19 protein-coding genes and 1 other annotated feature are annotated in these 20,362 nt (G+C 36.5%); all 19 genes read left to right on the top strand.

Translation table 11 applies throughout. The features are described from left to right. Window positions 1-505 precede the first annotated feature (505 nt). The 19 genes from K9V48_RS05955 to dnaG all read left to right on the top strand — a co-directional run bounded on the left by K9V48_RS05955 (window position 506) and on the right by dnaG (window position 20,275). Window positions 506-1,822, top strand: a complete 1,317-nt coding sequence (locus tag K9V48_RS05955) for an NfeD family protein (protein WP_410429582.1) — start codon at window positions 506-508, stop codon at window positions 1,820-1,822. Between the two features lie 131 nt (window positions 1,823-1,953). Beyond that, window positions 1,954-2,946 carry a flotillin-like protein FloA gene (floA, locus tag K9V48_RS05950; RefSeq protein WP_224137722.1) on the top strand — a complete coding sequence of 331 codons (993 nt, stop codon included), beginning with the start codon at window positions 1,954-1,956 and terminating at the stop codon, window positions 2,944-2,946. A 113-nt stretch (window positions 2,947-3,059) separates the two neighbouring features. Beyond that, window positions 3,060-3,548: a YqfB family membrane protein gene (locus K9V48_RS05945; RefSeq protein WP_224137720.1), complete on the top strand. Its 489-nt coding sequence runs from the start codon at window positions 3,060-3,062 to the stop codon at window positions 3,546-3,548. A gap of 70 nt (window positions 3,549-3,618) precedes the next feature. Then, window positions 3,619-3,906, top strand: a complete 288-nt coding sequence (gene yqfC, locus K9V48_RS05940; RefSeq protein WP_111613900.1) for a sporulation protein YqfC — start codon at window positions 3,619-3,621, stop codon at window positions 3,904-3,906. A gap of 214 nt (window positions 3,907-4,120) precedes the next feature. Beyond that, window positions 4,121-5,308 (top strand): sporulation protein YqfD, encoded by a 1,188-nt coding sequence (gene yqfD, locus K9V48_RS05935; protein ID WP_224137718.1) that lies wholly within the window; start codon window positions 4,121-4,123, stop codon window positions 5,306-5,308. Window positions 5,309-5,312: 4 nt separating this feature from the next. Further along, window positions 5,313-6,278: a PhoH family protein gene (locus tag K9V48_RS05930; protein ID WP_224137716.1), complete on the top strand. Its 966-nt coding sequence runs from the start codon at window positions 5,313-5,315 to the stop codon at window positions 6,276-6,278. Between the two features lie 265 nt (window positions 6,279-6,543). Beyond that, window positions 6,544-8,664 carry an HD family phosphohydrolase gene (locus K9V48_RS05925; protein ID WP_224137775.1) on the top strand — a complete coding sequence of 707 codons (2,121 nt, stop codon included), beginning with the start codon at window positions 6,544-6,546 and terminating at the stop codon, window positions 8,662-8,664. A 2-nt stretch (window positions 8,665-8,666) separates the two neighbouring features. Further along, window positions 8,667-9,149 carry an rRNA maturation RNase YbeY gene (gene ybeY, locus K9V48_RS05920; protein WP_224137714.1) on the top strand — a complete coding sequence of 161 codons (483 nt, stop codon included), beginning with the start codon at window positions 8,667-8,669 and terminating at the stop codon, window positions 9,147-9,149. Next, window positions 9,121-9,495, top strand: coding sequence for a diacylglycerol kinase family protein (locus K9V48_RS05915; protein WP_224137713.1), 375 nt, complete (start codon window positions 9,121-9,123; stop codon window positions 9,493-9,495). Before ybeY ends, K9V48_RS05915 begins: the two co-directional genes overlap by 29 nt. Window positions 9,496-9,657: 162 nt before the next feature. Further along, window positions 9,658-10,056, top strand: a complete 399-nt coding sequence (locus K9V48_RS05910; RefSeq protein WP_224137712.1) for a cytidine deaminase — start codon at window positions 9,658-9,660, stop codon at window positions 10,054-10,056. Further along, complete coding sequence (gene era, locus K9V48_RS05905; protein ID WP_224137711.1) at window positions 10,049-10,963, top strand: GTPase Era; 915 nt, start codon at window positions 10,049-10,051, stop codon at window positions 10,961-10,963. The genes K9V48_RS05910 and era overlap by 8 nt, the downstream gene beginning before the upstream one ends. A gap of 233 nt (window positions 10,964-11,196) precedes the next feature. Further along, window positions 11,197-11,340, top strand: a complete 144-nt coding sequence (locus K9V48_RS05900; protein ID WP_066334717.1) for a YqzL family protein — start codon at window positions 11,197-11,199, stop codon at window positions 11,338-11,340. Window positions 11,341-11,371: 31 nt separating this feature from the next. Further along, on the top strand, window positions 11,372-12,124 hold the full coding sequence (gene recO / locus K9V48_RS05895) for a DNA repair protein RecO (RefSeq protein ID WP_224137710.1): 753 nt from the start codon (window positions 11,372-11,374) through the stop codon (window positions 12,122-12,124). Between the two features lie 227 nt (window positions 12,125-12,351). Then, window positions 12,352-12,535 (top strand) — a binding site (T-box leader). 310 nt (window positions 12,536-12,845) lie between these two features. Next, window positions 12,846-13,736 carry a glycine--tRNA ligase subunit alpha gene (gene glyQ / locus K9V48_RS05890; RefSeq protein WP_224137709.1) on the top strand — a complete coding sequence of 297 codons (891 nt, stop codon included), beginning with the start codon at window positions 12,846-12,848 and terminating at the stop codon, window positions 13,734-13,736. Beyond that, window positions 13,729-15,789, top strand: a complete 2,061-nt coding sequence (gene glyS, locus K9V48_RS05885; RefSeq protein WP_224137708.1) for a glycine--tRNA ligase subunit beta — start codon at window positions 13,729-13,731, stop codon at window positions 15,787-15,789. Before glyQ ends, glyS begins: the two co-directional genes overlap by 8 nt. Window positions 15,790-16,038: 249 nt before the next feature. Further along, window positions 16,039-16,680 carry a transcriptional regulator CcpN gene (gene ccpN, locus K9V48_RS05880; protein ID WP_111614663.1) on the top strand — a complete coding sequence of 214 codons (642 nt, stop codon included), beginning with the start codon at window positions 16,039-16,041 and terminating at the stop codon, window positions 16,678-16,680. A gap of 24 nt (window positions 16,681-16,704) precedes the next feature. Beyond that, window positions 16,705-17,520, top strand: coding sequence for a pyruvate, water dikinase regulatory protein (locus K9V48_RS05875; protein WP_224137707.1), 816 nt, complete (start codon window positions 16,705-16,707; stop codon window positions 17,518-17,520). Between the two features lie 503 nt (window positions 17,521-18,023). Beyond that, window positions 18,024-18,428 (top strand): YaiI/YqxD family protein, encoded by a 405-nt coding sequence (locus tag K9V48_RS05870; protein WP_251524873.1) that lies wholly within the window; start codon window positions 18,024-18,026, stop codon window positions 18,426-18,428. A gap of 32 nt (window positions 18,429-18,460) precedes the next feature. Further along, window positions 18,461-20,275 (top strand): DNA primase, encoded by a 1,815-nt coding sequence (dnaG, locus tag K9V48_RS05865; RefSeq protein WP_224137706.1) that lies wholly within the window; start codon window positions 18,461-18,463, stop codon window positions 20,273-20,275. The last annotated feature ends 87 nt before the right edge of the window (window positions 20,276-20,362 follow it).

Below are 20,362 nucleotides of genomic sequence, written 5' to 3'. Positions count from 1 at the left end.
ATCCCGCATTAACGGGCAGTAATAACCGCTCCTCTAAGCTTAAGTGATACAAAGAAGTGAAGGTGAGGGATAACTGCCCGTAAAAGCCCGATAAGTCTCGCTAACCATCAGTGGAGGATAAAGAACCCCCCACTGATGGAAGTCTCGCTTTATAAGTTTTGGCTTCGAAAACTGTCTAGCGCAAGCGGCCTAGCCCCTCTTGGGTCTAAGCCACTTTTGAATTGAAGATAAAAAACACCTTCTATTCAAAAGTGGCTTATTTGCCCGAGGCTGATCAAGGCGCTTGCGCTTTTCTTCCTATCAAGAATCGGATATGTAACTTTTCCTGTCTGTAAACAAAACTACTTACAATTTTTAGCCATTCAAGACAGAAGGAGTTCGTGAAAGAAATTCAAAACTTACATAAAAAAATGAAAAACGAATAGATTTTTATAATAAGATGAAACCAAATTAGTCTTTGATTCGTATTAACGGTAGTACGTTACAGAGAGGAGGGTACAAACAGGTGAGAAAGCGTATTTTTCAGTTGATTATTATTGTTGCTTTTATTTTGGCACTTTTTAATGGTTTTCATAATGAACTTAAAGCTACTTCTGATCAGAAAGTATATGTTATTCCTGTAGAGGAAACAGTTGAAAAGGGTCTTTCGCAATTTATTAAGAGGAACATTAAAGAGGCAAACGCTCAAGCTGTAGATCATATTATACTCGAAATAAATACTTTGGGTGGTGCTGTTGATGGAGCAATGGAAATAGCAGACACACTCCGTTCGAGTGATATTCCAATTACAGCATATATTAATAGAAAAGCAATTTCGGCAGGAGCATATATTGCGTTAAATGCAGATCAAATTTACATGGCGCAAGGGAGTCAGATGGGAGCAGCAGCGATTATAACTGGAGACGGTAATGCTGCAGATGAAAAGTCACAATCCTTATGGTTATCTGAGATGCGGGAAGCAGCAGAACATAATGGGCGAGATCCTAAATATGCATTAGCTATGGCGGACAAGAACGTCGATGTACCAGAGTATGGGGCTGGTAAAGGTAAGTTATTAACTCTTGAGACGAAACAGGCATTAGAAGTGGGTTATTCAGAAGGAACTGCTGAAAATCTAAGTGACCTTTTAATCCAGTTAGATTTATCCGGAGCAACAATAATAGAAGCTGAAGAAAGCTTCGCCGAGAAAGTTGCAAGGTTTGTTACACATCCCGTCGTTGTCCCAATCCTCCTTACAATCGGAAGTATCGGTTTAATCGCTGAACTGTATTCACCGGGTTTTGGAGTCGCAGGAATAATGGGATTGACATCGCTGTTTTTATTTTTTTATGGACATTTAGTAGCTGGTTTAGCAGGTCTTGAATCGTTAATCTTATTTGTCTTAGGAATTATCTTATTAATAGCTGAATTATTTGTTCCGGGTGGTATAATGGGAATATTGGGCCTTGTCAGCATGATTACAAGCCTATATCTTGCTTCTGGTGATTTCGTCCATATGACGATTTCATTAATCATTGCAATTACGTGTTCAATTGTAGTATCTATTATACTAGTAAAGGTGTTTGGGAAACGTATGAATATTTTTAAAAAACTTATCTTGCGAGATTCAACAAATACTGAAAGTGGTTATGTTTCAAACAAATCGCGAATTGATCTTCTAGGTATTGAAGGTGAGGCTTTAACGACACTTAGACCTTCTGGTACTGCAGTAATTGCTGAAGAACGTGTGGATGTTGTAACGGAAGGTAGTTATATCAATCAAGGTAAAAGGGTCAAAGTTGTCAAGGTGGAAGGCTCTCGGATTGTTGTGAGAGAGGTCTAATAGATTGTTAAGTAGGGTAGATAATCGAATGTTAATTTTTCACAACATCAAGTTTTAAAACGGTTTTTATACTAGAGGGCTCAATGACGTTCATTCAAGGTCATAATAGAGCAATCATTAGGAGGATTTATATGGATGGATCAATAATTTTATTAGTTGGACTTGTCATATTGTGTGTGATCTTATTAGGTATTTTCTTTACCTTTGTACCAATTACACTATGGATTTCTGCACTTGCAGCTGGTGTGAGAGTTAGCATCTTTACGTTAATTGGAATGAGGCTTCGTCGTGTAATTCCAAGTAGAGTTGTTAACCCGTTAATCAAGGCGCATAAAGCAGGGCTCGGTATCACAACAAATCAACTAGAAAGTCATTATTTAGCAGGTGGTAATGTAGACCGTGTTGTAAATGCGTTAATTGCAGCTGAACGTGCAAATATTGAATTAACCTTTGAACGTGCAGCAGCTATTGATCTTGCAGGTCGTGACGTTTTAGAGGCTGTACAAATGAGTGTAAATCCTAAAGTCATTGAAACACCTTTTATTTCAGGTGTTGCGATGGATGGGATAGAAGTAAAAGCAAAAGCAAGAATCACTGTTCGAGCTAATATCGAAAGGTTAGTTGGAGGAGCTGGAGAAGATACAATTATCGCCCGTGTCGGTGAAGGTATTGTCAGTACGATTGGATCGCAAAAAGATCATAAAAAGGTATTAGAAAATCCAGATATGATTTCTCAAACGGTTTTAGGAAAAGGTCTTGATTCAGGGACTGCTTTTGAAATTCTCTCAATTGATATTGCAGACGTTGATATCGGCAAAAACATTGGTGCAGAATTACAAACAGAGCAAGCGGAAGCAGATAAGAAAATTGCCCAAGCTAAGGCTGAGGAAAGAAGAGCAATGGCTGTCGCGCAAGAACAAGAAATGCTTGCCCGCGTACAGGAAATGAAGGCGAAGGTTGTGGAAGCAGAAGCAGAGGTGCCACAAGCAATGGCAGAAGCGCTTCGTTCTGGAAATATTGGTGTTATGGACTATATGAACATTCAAAATATTAACGCAGATACAGACATGAGAGATTCAATTGGTAAAACGAATAAAGAAAATAACGATCCTGAACAATATTAATAAATAGACTATACCATCTTAAATAAGGTGGCGGATGGGAGCTAGGCTAGTTGTAAGACACAAAGGCTTACTTAGCTTCGATCCTTTCCTTCATTTAAAAGGAGGGAGCGGCAATGGATATTACAGAACTATTATCAAACCCAATTGTTTGGGGACTTCTCGTCTGGTTGTTCTCACGGTTTTTCACGTCTAAAGACAAAGAAGAAAAGTCTCCAACAACAAAACACACTACTAGACCAGAAAAACCAGTAGACTCTCGACCACCATCAAGGCCGAAACCAAGTCCTGTCATGACGACAGTTGAACATGAGTCTCGAAAACCAAAAAATCAAACGCTACAAACTGTTCAAGAAGCATATGAAAGAATGAAGGCTCGTGAAGTAGAAAAACCTGATCGCATCGAGCTTGTAGAGGCACACGGGCATCAGTCTCATCGCCTTGTTCCGAGAGAAGGGACCTTACCTAAATTAAACCGAAATGTGAAACAGAATCACCTGCTTGTGGATCGCCAAAAAGCGGCTCAGGGTGTTGTTTGGAGTGAAATCTTAGGTGCTCCAAGGTCCCAAAAACCACATTATACAAGAAATAGAAGACATTCGTAACTTCTCGAATAATCGTGTTATAAGACTCCAATTCCTCTCATACATATGAGAGGAAAGGGGGTCTTTTTTTATGGCGAAAAAATGGCGTCAGCAGCTAACAAGATGGATCACAAATACAATCGAATTACCGCCGGATGTCATGATGGATCTTCCTAGAATTACGATGGTTGGACAGCTTCATATTTACATAGAAAATCATCGCGGACTCCTTACTTTTACAGATACTGAACTTCGGCTTTTATTAAAGCAAGGGCAACTGTTAATTAAAGGTGAGGCCTTTGTCATAAAGACGATTCTACCGGAAGAAATCTTACTTGAAGGTAAAATAAATCAGGTTCAATTTCTTGAAGCAACGTAAATAGATAGTTTGTCATTGCTGCCTGTTACAACGTATGCATGAGTCGATACGACAGGTGTACGAAAATAGTCGTAGGTGTAATACCGAATGTTTTTAAGGTTTTAAATCGCAAAATGGCTGCTGTGTATTTACTGGAATGAATTTTTTCTTACACAGCAGAAAGATAATGAAAATGACTGAAAGTTGGTAGTGCTATACGATTAGGGGGATGAGGATGAAAAATCAATGGACGAGTCTTTTGTTTGGTATGGTTAAGGTGAAAATCGAAGGAAGAGGTACAGAACGTTTTTTAAATGACTGTATTCGCGGAGATATTATCGTTTGGAATGTAAAAAGAGGGAAAAGTGGTGGAATAAGTTTTTATATTCGTCTAAAAGATGTACATGCTTTACGAAAGGTAGTACGGAAAAATGAGTGTAAATGCCGATTTGAAAAAAGGTTAGGTTTTCCCTTTTTATTGAGAAAATCTTGGCGGAATAGTGGATTTATTATCGGGCTACTTGCCTTTTTAGTTGTTATTTTTGCTTTATCAAACATGATTTGGGGAATAGATGTTGAGGGGGCATCTCCTGAAACAGAGCATTTAATTAAAAAAGAGCTTTCACAGATTGGAGTTAAAAAGGGAAAGTTTCAGTTTTTTGTGGAGGATCCCGATGAAATTCAAAAATCGTTAACTGATAATATCCAACAAATAACATGGGTTGGAGTGGAATTAACAGGTACAACTTATCATCTTAAAGTTGTTGAAAAAAACCAACCAGAAGAAGATGAATTAGTGAGTCCACGGCATATCGTTGCAGAGAAAGAGGCGGTCATTTCTAAAATGTTTGTGGAGCAGGGTCAACCACTTACAACTTTGCATGAGCATGTAAAAAAGGGACAAATATTAGTGTCAGGTTTGATTGGAAAAGAGGATGAACAGAAAAAAGTAGCTGCAAAAGCTGAAATTTTCGGTGAAACATGGTATAAATCAACAATATCAATTCCTTTAAAGACGACGTTTCATGTCTTTACTGGAGAGGCAACGGTTAAACATTATCTTCAATTTGGTTCCTTTAAGCTTCCAATTTGGGGATTTAAAGGTCCGGCGTTTACATCATTTGAAGTCGAAGATGATGTTCGGTATGTGAACTTTTTAAACTTTACAATGCCAATCGCATACGTAAATGAAACTTTTCGAGAGAGGCAGGAAGTAAGTAGAGACTACACAGAAAAACAAGCAAAGGAAGCAGCTTTAGATAGAGGTAGAAAAGATATTGAGAATAAATTAGATAAAGATGAAAAAGTAATTGGAGAAAAAGTTTTGCACGAGACGAATGAGAATGGTAAAGTAAAATTAACAGTACTTTACCAAGTGCTAGAAAACATAGTGAAAACTACACCTATTGTTCAGGGAGATTGAATAAATGCCAGAAGAATTAGTGACCATGAATCAACAATTAGAAAATCCAAATGAAGCAATTGCATTATTTGGTAACAATGATGTTCATTTGAAGAGGATTGAAGAAGAACTCGATGTTTCGATCGTAACGAGAGGTGAGGGGGTTTTTGTCTCTGGAGATTCCATGCATGTTAATCTTGTAGATGATCTGCTTAAATCCTTACTTCTTATTATTCGTAAAGGGATTAACATTAGCGAAAGAGATGTTATCTATGCGATTAGTATGGCGAAAAAACAGCAATTAGATCAATTTGAAAATCTTTATGTCCAAGAAATTAGCAAAACTGCCAAAGGGAAATCGATTCGAGTTAAAACCCTTGGTCAACGTCATTATATTGCTGCGATTCAAAACAAAGATTTAGTTTTTGGGATTGGTCCAGCAGGTACTGGTAAAACATATTTAGCTGTGGTTATGGCAGTAAATGCTTTAAAAAATGGTCAAATTAAACGAATTATTTTAACGCGACCAGCTGTTGAAGCAGGTGAGAGTTTAGGGTTTTTACCAGGTGATCTTAAAGAGAAGGTTGATCCATATTTAAGGCCGCTCTATGATTCTCTCCACGATGTTTTAGGTATGGAGCATACCGAAAGACTGATAGAGAGAGGTACAATTGAAATTGCTCCACTAGCTTATATGAGAGGTAGAACATTAGATGATGCATTTGTTATTTTGGACGAGGCTCAAAATACGACTCCAGCACAAATGAAAATGTTTCTGACAAGGCTAGGATTTGGATCTAAAATGGTTATCACCGGGGATGTTACTCAGGTTGACTTACCGAAGGGTGTTAAATCAGGATTAACTGTAGCACAAAATACACTTGCACATGTTCAAGGTATATCATTTGTCGTGCTAGAGCAATCTGATGTGGTCAGACATCCGCTTGTTGCAAAAATTATTTCAGCATATGAAAACGCAAATGAAGGATAAGTGACCCGAGCCCCCGACGTCGGGTCACTTTTCTTATCGTTTAGAAAACTATAACATTCTTGTACTGTGGATAAGCCCACGACATCCATCTCTAGTGCTTTTGTTCAATAGTATCGATGTACACAGTGAGTGGATTTCAGCTCCAAGGCATCGGATGTGTTAGTGCTGTAAGAATGATGGGCGGTCGTAGGTGAATTTGTTGTAAAAGGTGGTGCATCTTGTGAAGAATAAGAAACAGAAGGACAAACGAAAATCAAATCAATTTATGGAAAAGCTAAAAAACTATAAATTTCTGTATGTTTTTCTTTATGCTATATTAGCTGTGATATTATATGTATCACTTTATAGTAATATAAAGCCAGAAACGATCGATATTGATCTCTTTACGATTTCTCCCGAAACAATCTATGCACCAACAACAGTTGCAGATAAATTCGAGACTGAAGTTAAGCAGCAAGAGGCATATGATTCAGTTGAGGATCAGTATGTTTTAAAAAGGGAAATTTCTGAAAAACAGGTGGATTTAATTTCATCAATCTTCGATACAATCATTGAGGTTAGGAAAGAAGATGAAGTAGAAAATAAAACGCTAGACTCCGCTACGACGACGTTGTCATCTGATGAAATGGTCGATCGTTTACAAGACAAGTTAACACCATCCATAAATGAAAAAATTTCAAAAGAAACCTTTTTGCCGCTAGTCAGTACGACTGATGAGGAATTGGAACTAGCAAAGGATGCGGTGGTTACAGCTGTTAACAATATTATGAACAAGGAAATACCGATTGTTCAGTTAACAGAAGCAAAGGAACAAGTTGTAGAAGAATTACAATATGCACCCCTTCGGAAAGAAGTGCTTCAGTCGGCTACTGAATTGGCTCGTTTTGCGATTACACCAAACTATGTATTCGATTTAGAAGCAACAGATGAAAAACGACAGCAAGCAATTGATGGTGTGAAGGAAGTGCAAATAAAACAAGGGCAAATTCTAGTAGAAGCGGATGAACTAATAAATCGAGAAGCATATCGAAAGCTTGGTCTAGTAGGTTTACTTGATGATCAACAAACCTTCAAACCTTTTATTGGCTTAGGGCTATTAATTTTGTTAATTCTGACAGGTGTTGTGTACTATTTCGAAAAGAAAGACGTTCCTTTCCTTAAGAAAAACAACTCCTTGTTGCTATACTGCATCATTTTTGCCATTACCATGCTGTTAATGAAGATTGTGAGTCTATTCCAGAAGATTGACTACACTTATATTGGTTACATTGCACCAGTTGCAATGGGGGCGATGCTGGTTAAGCTTTTACTTAATGAACGATTAGCGATTTTAACGAGTATGATTTTTGCAGTTTGCGGGAGTGTCATTTTTAATGAGGGAGTGACAGGTAGCTTTAACTTTTCAATCGGGATATACTATTTATTCGGTTGTCTAACGGCAGTTTTATTTTTAGGAGAACATAATCTACGGTCAAAAATACTCCAAGCAGGATTATTTGTATCTGGTATGAATGTCCTTGTGATTACGGCGATTATGTTGATTAGAAATGGTGGCTACTCAAACATTGAAATTGGTTCCTATTTTATTATGGCATGTGTGGCAGGACTTGTTGCTTCTGTCTTAACAGTCGGATTTATGCCATTCTTTGAAACTGGATTTGGTATCTTATCTACAATGAAGCTTATCGAGTTGTCCAATCCAAATCATCCATTGCTAAGAAAAATTTTAACTGAAACTCCGGGTACATACCACCATAGTGTTATGGTTGCAAATTTATCTGAATCTGCTTGCGAGGCTATTGGAGCAAACGGATTATTAGCAAGAGTGGGAGCGTATTATCATGATGTTGGTAAAACAAAACGTCCCCAGTATTTTATCGAAAATCAAATGAATATTGAAAATCCACATAATAAGCTATCAGCACAATTGAGTAAAAATGTCATTCTTGCCCACGTCACAGATGGTGTAGAATTATTGAAAAAGAATAAAATGCCAAAAGAATTTATTGATATTGCAGAACAACATCATGGAACAACTTTATTAAAATATTTTTATCATCAGGCGAAAGAATCGAATGATATGATTTACGAAGAAGAATTTCGCTATCCTGGTCCAAAACCACAAACAAAGGAAATTGCGATCATTTCAATTGCAGATAGTGTGGAAGCAGCTGTTCGTTCAATGTCAAATCCAACACCTGATAAGATTGAAAAACTTGTTCGATCAATCATTTCCGGAAGATTGCAGGACAAACAATTAGATGAATGTGATTTAACGCTCAAAGAGATTGACATAATTGCTAAGTCTTTTTGCGAATCATTAAAAGGAATTTTTCATTCGAGAATTGAGTACCCAGAATTAACTAAAAAACAGAAGGTGAAGTAAGAATGTTATTAACGATTGATTTAATAGACGAAACGAATGAAATATCTGAAGAGCAGCTGAAAACAGTCGAGGATTTACTGCAGTTTGCTGCCGCAGAAGAAAGGATAGCTCAAGGTTCTGAGCTATCCGTCACATTTGTTTCAAATGAACGTATACAAGAAATAAATCGTGAATATCGTGATAAGGATCAACCGACTGACGTCATTTCATTTGCACTAGAAGAAATGGGTGAAGGTGAAATCGAAATCGTTGGATTGGAGCAGCCGCCAATGCTAGGTGACATTATTATATCGATCCCTCGTGCGCATGAACAGGCTATTGAGTATGGGCATTCGTTTATGAGAGAGCTAGGCTTTTTAGCAGTACATGGCTTTTTACACTTATTAGGTTATGACCATATGAATGATGAGGATGAAAAAGTGATGTTTACAAAACAAAAGGATATTTTAGACCGTTATGGACTTAAAAGACCGACGAATCTCTGAGTGGAAGCGATTTTACGAAAGCTTTAAATTTGCTTGGAGCGGTATTTTCCAAACATTTAAAGCGGAGCGGAATTTTCAAATACATGTTTTTATTACGGTTCTTGTTTGTATTGGTGGCTTAGCTCTTCATTTTACAAAGTTTGAATGGATCGTCATCCTGTTTTTAGTCGGTGGGATGCTAGCTTTCGAATTGATGAATACTGCGTTAGAACGTGTTGTTGATCTTGTAACAAAAGAGTTTCATCCCCTCGCGAAGTCAGCGAAGGATGCTGCAGCTGGAGCTGTTTTTATTTATGCGATACTTTCAGTTATAATAGGAATAATTATCGTTTCTAATCACTTTTAATTGGATTGGTTTGTGAGTATATCGTACATATTATTAATCGTTCACCTTGAAAATTCTTACAATTAAATTACATTTATAAAAGAAAACGTGAATTTTTTATGAACATTAGGTAAAATAAAGTAGAGTAATGGTCCTTGACCATGAACGAAAGGAAGAAATTGTGTGAACATCGAACAACTCATCAAAGAAGCAAAAGCAGCACGAGACATGGCTTACACTCCTTATTCTAAATTTAATGTAGGTGCCGCATTGTTAACAAATGATGGTAAAATATACAGAGGGTGTAATATAGAAAATGCGGCATATAGCATGGCAAATTGTGCCGAGCGTACGGCAATTTTCAAAGCTATTTCTGAAGGCGATAAAAACTTCGCTGCAATAGCAGTTGTTGCCGATACAAAAAGACCTGTCCCTCCTTGTGGAGCATGTCGTCAAGTTATCGCAGAGCTTTGTCCAAAGGATATGAAAGTAATTTTAACAAACCTACAAGGTGATATAGAAGAATTAACAGTAAATGAACTACTACCAGGAGCTTTTTCAGCGGAGGATTTACATGAATAATAATCAGCAAGCATACAAATCAGGATTTGTCTCAATTATCGGAAGACCAAATGTTGGGAAATCGACATTTATTAACCGAGTAATCGGTCAAAAGATTGCGATCATGAGTGATAAGCCCCAAACGACTCGAAATAAAATTCAAGGGGTTTATACAACAAAACAATCACAAACAGTCTTCATAGACACACCAGGTATCCATAAGCCTAAACATAAGCTTGGTGATTTCATGATGAAGGTTGCACAGAATACATTAAAAGAAGTGGATATCATTCTTTTTATGATTAATGCTGAGGAAGGTTATGGTCGTGGTGATGAGTTTATCATCGAGCGTTTAAAAGAAACGACCACACCGGTTTTCTTAATCATTAATAAAATTGATCAAATTCATCCTGATCAACTTTTACCCCTAATAGATCAGTACAAAGAGTTATACCCTTTTAAAGAAATTGTGCCGATATCAGCTTTGGATGGAAATAACGTTGACAGATTATTAAATGAAATTGAAAAGTTGCTTCCAGAAGGTCCACAATATTACCCAGAGGACCAAGTAACGGACCATCCAGAACGCTTTATCATAACTGAGTTAATTCGCGAAAAAGTACTCCATTTAACGAGGGAGGAAATTCCACACTCGATAGCAGTCGTTATGGATACACTAGAAAGACGTGAAAATAATAAAGCGATTTATGTTGGTGCAACAATCATTGTTGAACGTGACTCTCAAAAAGGAATCGTTATTGGTAAACAAGGAAGCATGCTCAAGGAAGTTGGAAAAAGAGCACGAGTTGATATTGAAGCACTACTTGGGTCAAAAGTCTTTTTGGAGCTATGGGTTAAAGTTCAAAAGGATTGGCGTAATAAAGCATCACAGCTAAGAGATTATGGTTTTAGCGAAGATGAATATTAGAAAATCGTCAGTACTTTGCTTATCCTGATGTTTATGCACATTATAAGAATTTTATAATTTTCTAAACATCTACGAAAGCATATTTTTCAATAGGATTGTTTTTAACCTAAGTATTCATAAGTATGATTAGCAAAAATTGTTTAACATGAATTTGGGAGTAGAAGGTCAAGATAAAGAATAAAGAAATTGGATATATTGCTTGCTAGTCTTAACAACTGAAAGGTGGGGTTATTATGTTGGATTTTACCTGGAAGGTCTTTTCGCAAACAGGTAGCATTGATACGTACCTTCTTTTTAAAGAGTTAGAAAAGGAGAATGATGACGGACCCGATTCTCAAGATGATGAACTAGCTGAAATGGATTTTCCAATTTCCTGATCTTGCCTAAACCTTGGAAGGTGAGGGAATTTTGCTTCAAAAATGTGAAGGCATTGTTATTCGATCAACGGATTACGGTGAAACAAACAAAATAATAACAATATATACTCGAGAATTAGGAAAAGTTGGGGTAATGGCAAGAGGTGCAAAAAAGCCAAATAGTCGTCTCACCTCAATAACCCAGCTTTTTACGTATGGAACGTTTTTATTTCAAAAATCAAGTGGATTAGGAAGCCTTCAGCAGGGGGAAACAATCCTTTCACTTAGAGGAATTCGAGAGGATATTTTTCTAACTGCTTACGCTTCTTACATAGCAGAGCTACTAGACAAAAGCACTGAGAATTTTGAAAAGAATCCCTATTTATTTGAGTTGCTAAAACAGACACTTGAATATTTAAATGATGAAGTTGATCCTGATATTTTGCTCAATATTTTTGAAATGAAAATGTTAACAGTATTAGGTTTACATCCCCAGCTCGATGGATGTGCTTTATGTGGTAATAAAGATGGCACTTTTCACTTTTCAATTCGAGAAGGTGGTTTTATTTGTCATAGATGCTTCGAGCGTGATCCCTATCGATTACCGATTTCACAAACAACCGTTAAATTATTACGCCTTTTTTATTATTTTGATTTAAATCGATTAGGTAACATATCGGTGAAGCCTGAAACAAAGAAAGAACTAAAAGATGTGATTCAGGCTTATTATTATGAGTTTTCTGGCTTATCGATTAAATCAAAACGGTTTTTAGATCAATTAGATTCATTGAAGGGTAAACTATAGGGTGAAAAGTGTCATTTTTCTATACATAGCGATTTATCCTATTTTTAAGGCTGAAAAAATGTACTGTAGTTTATCCCGCATTAACGGGTAGTAATCCCCCATCTCAAAGCTTGAGTAAGCAAAGAAGCGAAGGTAGGGGATAAAGAAACCCCCCACTGATGGAAGTCTCGCTTTATCTTAAGTTGACATCTACCTGTTTTTAGATTAAGATGCAATTATAATTTAACATTTCTGCGTTGAAGGAAAAGAGTACTTACGATAATCCAATGTAAGCGACCTTAGGATGGTGAAAGCTAAGGATTGGTACGTAACGAAAGGCGTTCTGGAGCAATTTATGAAAGTGGCTTAAAACCTCGAGTAAGTCGAGATAAGCAAATAGGGTGGAACCGCGGGTAAGCTCTCGTCCCTATGTCATTCATTTGACATAGGGACGAGAGCTTTTTTTGTTGCTTAGGAATTTATAAAATTCTTGTACTGTGACTAAGCGCACGACATCCAGCGCAAGCGTCCGGCCCTCTTAGGTCTAAGCCACTTTTGAATTGAAGGCAAAGTACGCCTTCTATTCAAAAGCGCTTTATTTGCCCGAGGTTGATCAAGACGCTTGTGCTTTTGTTCTATATTGTGTTGAAATAATTAGAAGTACGAAAGACAACAGCGGCTCCTCTCCCAAGTTATTTGCAGAACGAGGAGTTTACGTTTTAAAATTACGGAGGTGTATCAAATGAATATTCAACAAATGATTTTAACGCTGCAAAAACATTGGTCTGACCAAGGGTGTATTTTGATGCAAGCGTACGATACTGAAAAAGGAGCAGGAACAATGAGTCCATATACGTTCTTAAGAAGTATTGGACCAGAACCTTGGAATGTCGCTTATGTTGAGCCATCAAGAAGACCTGCGGATGGACGATATGGAGAAAATCCTAATAGACTTTATCAACATCATCAATTCCAAGTTATCATGAAGCCATCACCAGATAATATCCAAGAATTATATTTAGATTCTTTGCGTGCATTAGGGATCGATCCATTAAAACATGACATCCGATTTGTAGAGGATAACTGGGAAAATCCATCACTGGGTTGTGCTGGTTTAGGCTGGGAAGTGTGGCTTGATGGGATGGAAATTACCCAATTTACTTATTTTCAACAAGTTGGTGGTTTAGAGTGTAAGCCGGTATCAGCAGAAATTACGTATGGAATTGAAAGACTGGCATCTTACATACAAGACAAGGAAAATGTCTTTGACTTAGAGTGGACAGATGGCTTCACAGTCCGTGATATTTTCTTAATGCCAGAATATGAACATTCAAAGTATACATTCGAGACATCTGATCCGGACATGCTGTTTCAATTGTTTTCAATCTATGAAAAAGAAGCAAATCGTCAAATGGATGAAGGGTTAGTTCATCCGGCATATGACTACGTTTTAAAATGTTCTCATACATTTAATTTGCTTGATGCCAGAGGTGCTATTTCTGTTACAGAGCGAACAGGTTATATTGGTCGCGTCCGTAATTTAGCACGCAAAGTAGCGAAAACTTTTTACGATGAAAGAGAAAAACTTGGTTTCCCGATGTTAAAAAAGGAAGGAGGAGCACATCATGAGTAAAGATTTCCTGATTGAAATTGGATTAGAGGAAGTTCCGGCACATTATGTTACTGATGCGATGAATCAGTTTTCAGAGAAGATACAAAACTGGCTTAATGAAAAAAAACTTACTTATGGTACGGTAAAGTCTTTTTCAACACCACGAAGACTAGCTGTTTTAGTGAAGGATGTAGCAGAAAGACAGCCTGATATTGAAGAAGAAGCGAAGGGTCCTGCAAAAAAAATCGCGTTAGATGCAGAGGGAAATTGGTCAAAAGCGGCAATTGGCTTTACAAAAGGGCAAGGAGTTTCTGTAGATGATATTTACTTTAAAGAAATAAATGGTGTTGAGTATGCCCATGTGCAAAAGTTTATTAAAGGGCAAGATTCGATTACACTATTAGCAGAAGTTCGCCAATTAATAACAAGTTTAACGTTCCCTAAAAACATGCGTTGGGGTAGTCAAGAAATGCGTTACATTAGACCAATTAAATGGATTGTTGCTCTTTTTGGTAATGAGGTTATTCCTTTTGAAATTGTAGGAGTTACAACGAATTTATATAGCTACGGCCACCATTTTTTAGGTAATAAATTCGAAATTGCTGCACCATCTTTATATGAAGCAAGCCTTTTAGAACAATTTGTGCTCGCTGATCCTGTTAAACGAAAAGAAGCCATCCGTGCTCAGTTGTCACAGCTTGAGGATACACAAAATTGGGTTATTCCAGTTGATGAAGATCTTCTTGAAGAAGTAAATAACCTTGTTGAATATCCAACTGCATTATTTGGGAAGTTTGAAGAGGAATATTTATCTTTACCTGATGAAGTTTTAGTGACATCAATGAAAGAGCACCAACGCTATTTTCCCGTTAGAAACCAAAGTGGTGAGCTTCAACCATTTTTTGTAACAGTACGGAATGGTGATCACAACCATCTTGAAAATGTTGCAAGAGGAAATGAAAAAGTGTTACGTGCTAGACTTTCTGATGCGAACTTCTTCTATAAAGAAGATCAAAAGCTGAAAATTGAAGATGCTGTTCAAAAGCTAGATAAAATTGTCTTCCATCTTGAATTAGGTTCGCTTGGTGAAAAAGTTACTCGGATCAAGAAACTATCTAGCTTATTAGCAGATAAACTACATGTAAGTAATGAGGAAAAGCACGATATCGAACGTGCTGCATCCATCTGTAAATTCGACCTAGTGACAAATATGGTATACGAATTTCCAGAGCTGCAAGGGAAAATCGGGGAAAAATATGCACGGATTAGCGGTGAGAAGGAAGCCGTTTCTATTGCAATAAATGAACATTACAAGCCTCGTCATGCAGATGATGTTGCACCTGCTTCAACAGTTGGGGCAGTAGTAGCACTAGCGGATAAACTTGATACAATTGTAGGATTTTTCGCAATTGGTAAAATTCCAACAGGATCTCAAGATCCGTATGCATTAAGAAGACAGGCGAGTGGTATTGTTCAAATCCTGTTAGCGAAAAAATGGGCGCTTGAACTACCAGAATTATTCGACCTGGCACTTGGATTATATGGTGATAAAGCAACAGCAGAAGCTAAGCAAGAACTCATTTCTTTCTTTAAATTACGTTTGAAATACTTGCTAGCAGAAGAACATATTCGCCATGATTTAGTTGATGCTGTATTGGAATCATCTGTCATGGAAGTTACTTCATTAGTTAATCGGGCAAATGTTCTCGAGACAAAATCTAATCAAGAAGATTTTAAAGAAACTGTTGAGGCTCTTGCGCGAGTGATGAACATTGCGAAAAAAGGCGTAGATTTAGAAATAAATGAGACGTTATTTGAAAGTGAGCTTGAAAATTCACTACATGATGCTTATATCAATGTAATGAATGGAATAAGCTCCCTTAAGATGAGTGGTAAAGAGGAAGAAGTTTATCAATTATTAGCTGATTTAAAAGGGATTATAAATAATTATTTTGATCAAACAATGGTCATGTCTGATGATGAGAAAATCAAGGCGAATCGATTAGCTCAAATGGTAAAACTCTCAAATGTGATTGAATCCTTTGCGAAAATGAACGTAATTATTGTGAAATAATTTAAAAGTGACATACAAATATAGGCGCTTATTTGGGTCTGACTAAATATAGTCAGTCCTATTTTTTTAGAAGATTATTTCACCTACTTTTAACTGGTCTGAAAGAAAGATAGTACAAAGTACTTTTCAAAATGATAATAAAGTATATAATAATTTTATATAGTATAACCTAATTAGGTTTGATCATTTTGAGATTTCATTATCCATAAGTTGGATACTAAAGTATCGCTCTAAAGTAGAAGCAAGGTGGTGAGTAAAATCGAGCTTAGTAAACGACAAGAGAAAATTTTAGAGATTGTAAAAGAGAATGGTCCGATTACTGGAGAACTAATTGCTGACCAGCTTCATCTGACAAGAGCAACGCTACGACCTGATTTAGCAATTTTAACAATGACTGGATATTTAGAAGCAAGACCAAGAGTTGGCTATTATTATACAGGTAAAACGGATACACAGTTTTTATCAGACGAATTAAAAAAACTTCTGGTGAGGGATTACCAGTCAATCCCAATTGTAATAAGCGTAAAAGTTTCGGTATATGATGCGATAACTACCATGTTTTTAGAAGATGTAGGTACATTGTTTGTTGTTGATGATCAATCTTACTTAGTCGGTGTGCTCTCCCGGAAGGATTTATTACGAGCTAGTATCGGTAATCAAGAGCTTACATCAATTCCAGTAAATATGATTATGACAAGAATGCCGAATATCACTGTTTGTCGACAGGATGATCTTATTTTAGATGTGGCGAATGCACTAATAGATAGGCAAATTGATGCCTTGCCAGTTGTAAAGGAATCAGAGAAGGGTCTAGAGGTAATTGGGAGAATTACAAAAACAAACATGACAAAAATCTTAGTAAGCTTTGCTGATGAGGAAGTTATTAGCTAAGTATTTAGAAAAGGGGATAAAATAATGGGGTATCGTTTGATTTATGTAATATCTGATTCTGTCGGTGAAACAGCAGAGCTTGTTGTAAAAGCAGCAGCAAGTCAATTTAATGGTTCTTCAGCCAATACGAAAATAAAACGAATTCCATATGTTGAAGACAAAGGAACCATTTTAGAGGTTCTTTCACTTGCGAAAGAAGATAAGGCAATTGTTTGTTTTACACTTGTTGTACCAGAGCTAAGAGAGTTTTTGATACAAGAGGCAACAAAGCTTGGTGTCGTTTATTATGATATTATTGGGCCATTAATTGATAAAATGGAAACGTCATATGGAAAGGCAGCCAAATATGAGCCTGGTAGAGTTCGTAAGCTTGATGATGATTACTTTAAAAAGGTAGAAGCAATTGAGTTTGCAGTTAAATATGATGATGGAAGAGATCCGAGGGGGATTTTAAAAGCAGATATTGTCCTTGTCGGAGTTTCAAGAACCTCGAAAACGCCATTATCTCAATATCTTGCACATAAACGCTTCAAGGTTGCTAATGTTCCAATTGTTCCGGAAGTCGAGCCTCCTGAGGAATTGTATAAAGTTTCTGCCCAAAAGTGTATTGGTTTACGGATTAGTCCAGAAAAACTTAACAACATTCGTAAAGAAAGATTAAAATCATTAGGACTTAACGATGAGGCATTTTATGCAAATATTAATCGTATTAAAGAGGAACTAGAATATTTTGATAAAATTGTTGAGAAAATAGGATGCAACGTTATTGATGTATCCAATAAAGCAGTGGAAGAAACTGCGAACCTTATCGTAAATTTAATGAATAAGCAAAACGGATAACGATAAAATAGTTGAGGGTGGCTCATGAGTAATTGACACTTACTTAGGAGTCAGCCTTTTCCTTTTTTAAACCTTATTGAAGCTACGCTTATCCCCAGCTTCAACAAGGAAAGGAACAAGGAAGCTCTACACCAAGTAAATGCCTAAAATCATTTCATTAAAAACTGTATTGATACGGGAAAAAAATAAGCGGGTTCCATCTCCTTACCTATCAAAAAACAATAGAAATTTAAATAACTTTGTATTATAATAAAAAATTGTGATAAAAAATTTTTTTTAGGTTTAGAACTTGACATGTAGGAATAAACTATTAATTGTAAACTGTCAAGATTTATTGGAAAATAATTTTCGACAAAGGATTTCAAGGTGATTCCCGCGAATATTAAGTTCTTACAGTTTTTTAAAGAAGGATTTTGTCGGAGTGATGTAGAATAGAGAAACATGGCGAAAAACCAATAAAAATTTATGTTGATGCTGACGCTTGTCCTGTTAAGCAAGAAATCATGAATATTGCAGGCGTACACAACATCGAAGTCATCTTCGTTGCATCCTATAATCATACAACTGACAAAACGTATGGTGGTAGGTGGGTCTTTGTTGATACCGGAAAGGAAGAGGCTGATTTATACATAGTCAATCATGTTCAAAAAAAGGATATTGTCATCACTCAGGATATTGGGTTAGCTGGTCTTTTGCTAAGCAAAGACGTAATTGTTGTTACTCCAAGAGGGAAACACTATACTGAAGCTAATGTTGATACTGCCCTTCAATTTCGCTATTTATCAGCGATGGAGAGGCGCGGTGGTAAGCATTCAAAAGGACCAAAAAAATTCACTGAAGAAGATACTTTGCATTTTATCACAACAATGAAAAAGATTTTGTCGAAAGATGCAGGAGAATGCGATTAAATATCGAATATCTTTAACACGGGGTTGTTAGCATGGGAAATCGAATTCCCGATGAATTAATCGAAAAAATACAAAGAACTTCTGACATTGTTGATGTGATAAGTGAATATGTTCAATTGAAGAAACAAGGTCGTAACTATTTTGGATTATGTCCATTTCATGGAGAAAAGTCTCCTTCATTCTCAGTTTCTGCTGATAAGCAAATTTTTCATTGCTTTGGATGTGGAGCGGGTGGGAATGTGTTTTCTTTTCTTATGCAGCATGAAGGCTACACGTTTATTGAAGCTGCTCAACATCTTGCCGATAAAGAAAATATTGAATTACCAACTTTAGCTCCTTCTGAAAAAACTACATCTGTTTCAAAAGATACAGAAAAAATGATTGCGGCTCACGAGCTATTAAAGAAATTCTATCATCATTTATTAGTTAATACAAAAGAGGGTCAACACGCTTTTGATTATTTGTTAAATCGTGGATTTACAAAAGAAGTCATTGATGAATTTGAGATTGGTTATGCTCTCGATTCTTGGGATTTCATCGCTAAGTTTTTGGTAAAAAGAGGATATGATGCATCCTTAATGGAAGAGGCTGGGTTGTTAGTTAAGAAAAACAATTCAGACGATTATTTCGACCGTTTTCGTAATCGAATTATGTTTCCGATTATGGATCATCATGGGATGACAATTGCTTTTTCAGGAAGAGTATTAGGGGATGAAAAGCCCAAATATTTAAATAGTCCTGAAACAAAAATTTTTAACAAAAGCAAATTACTTTATAATTTTCATCGTGCAAGAGTACATATTCGGAAAAATCAACAAGTCATATTATTTGAAGGTTTCGCAGATGTTATATCTTCTACCCGATCCGGGGTAGAACAGGCAATTGCAACAATGGGAACATCTCTCACTGAAGATCAAGCAAAAATTATTCGTCGGAATGTTTCTGAAGTCACCATCTGCTATGATTCAGATTCTGCTGGAATTGAGGCGACGATCAGGGCATCGAAAATATTAAAAGATGCTGGATGTAAAGTGAAAGTAGCTATGATTCCAGATGGTTTAGACCCTGATGACTACATCAAAAAATTTGGTTCAGAAAAATTCAAAAACGATGTAATAGGGGAAAGCGTCTCATTAATGACATTTAAAATGAATTATTTCCGTAGAGGAAAGAATCTCCAAAATGAAGGAGAAAGACTACAGTTTATTGAAAATGTTATTACCGAGCTTAGCAAGTTAGAAAATGCTGTTGAGAAAGAAATCTTCTTAAATCAGCTTTCAAAGGAATTTGAGCTTTCGATGGAGGTTTTAAAAGAACAACTTCATCAGAAAGAAAAAAAAAGTCAGCATCAACAGGTGCCACAACAAGATAAGAGTGATCTACAACATCGTAAGAGAGCACCAATTCAATCGAAAAGGCTGCTCCCGGCATTTCATACAGCTGAACGAATGCTTATCGGACACATGCTTAGAAGCAAGGATTTTGCTGAAAAGGTGCTCGACCGACTTGGGCTTCAATTTAATATTGAGGAGCATAAAGCAATTGCAACTTATTTATACGGTTATTATGAAGAAGGAAATGAAGAAAATGTAAGTTCATTTCTATCAAAACTCCCAAGTCCAGAGTTACAACATATCGTGTCCAACATTGCGATGATTTCGCTAAACACTGAAGTAAGTGAACAAGAAATATCAGATTATATAAAACAGGTGTTGAATCATCAAAAAATGTTAATGATAAAAGAAAAAGAAGTTGAAAAAAATGAAGCTGAAAGAAACAAGTTGTATAAGGAAGCAGCGCAAATAGCGATGGAAATTATTCAATTAAAGCAAGCTCTCAAATCATAATCATGATTAATCGATGTAAGATTCAAGGATCAATAAGTTTTTAATTGGTGTGTTGCGTTAACAAACTAACTGCAAAGCACAATTTCA

The organism is Metabacillus rhizolycopersici, from assembly GCF_020075705.1.
This window is presented reverse-complemented; position numbering and strand designations above follow the sequence as displayed.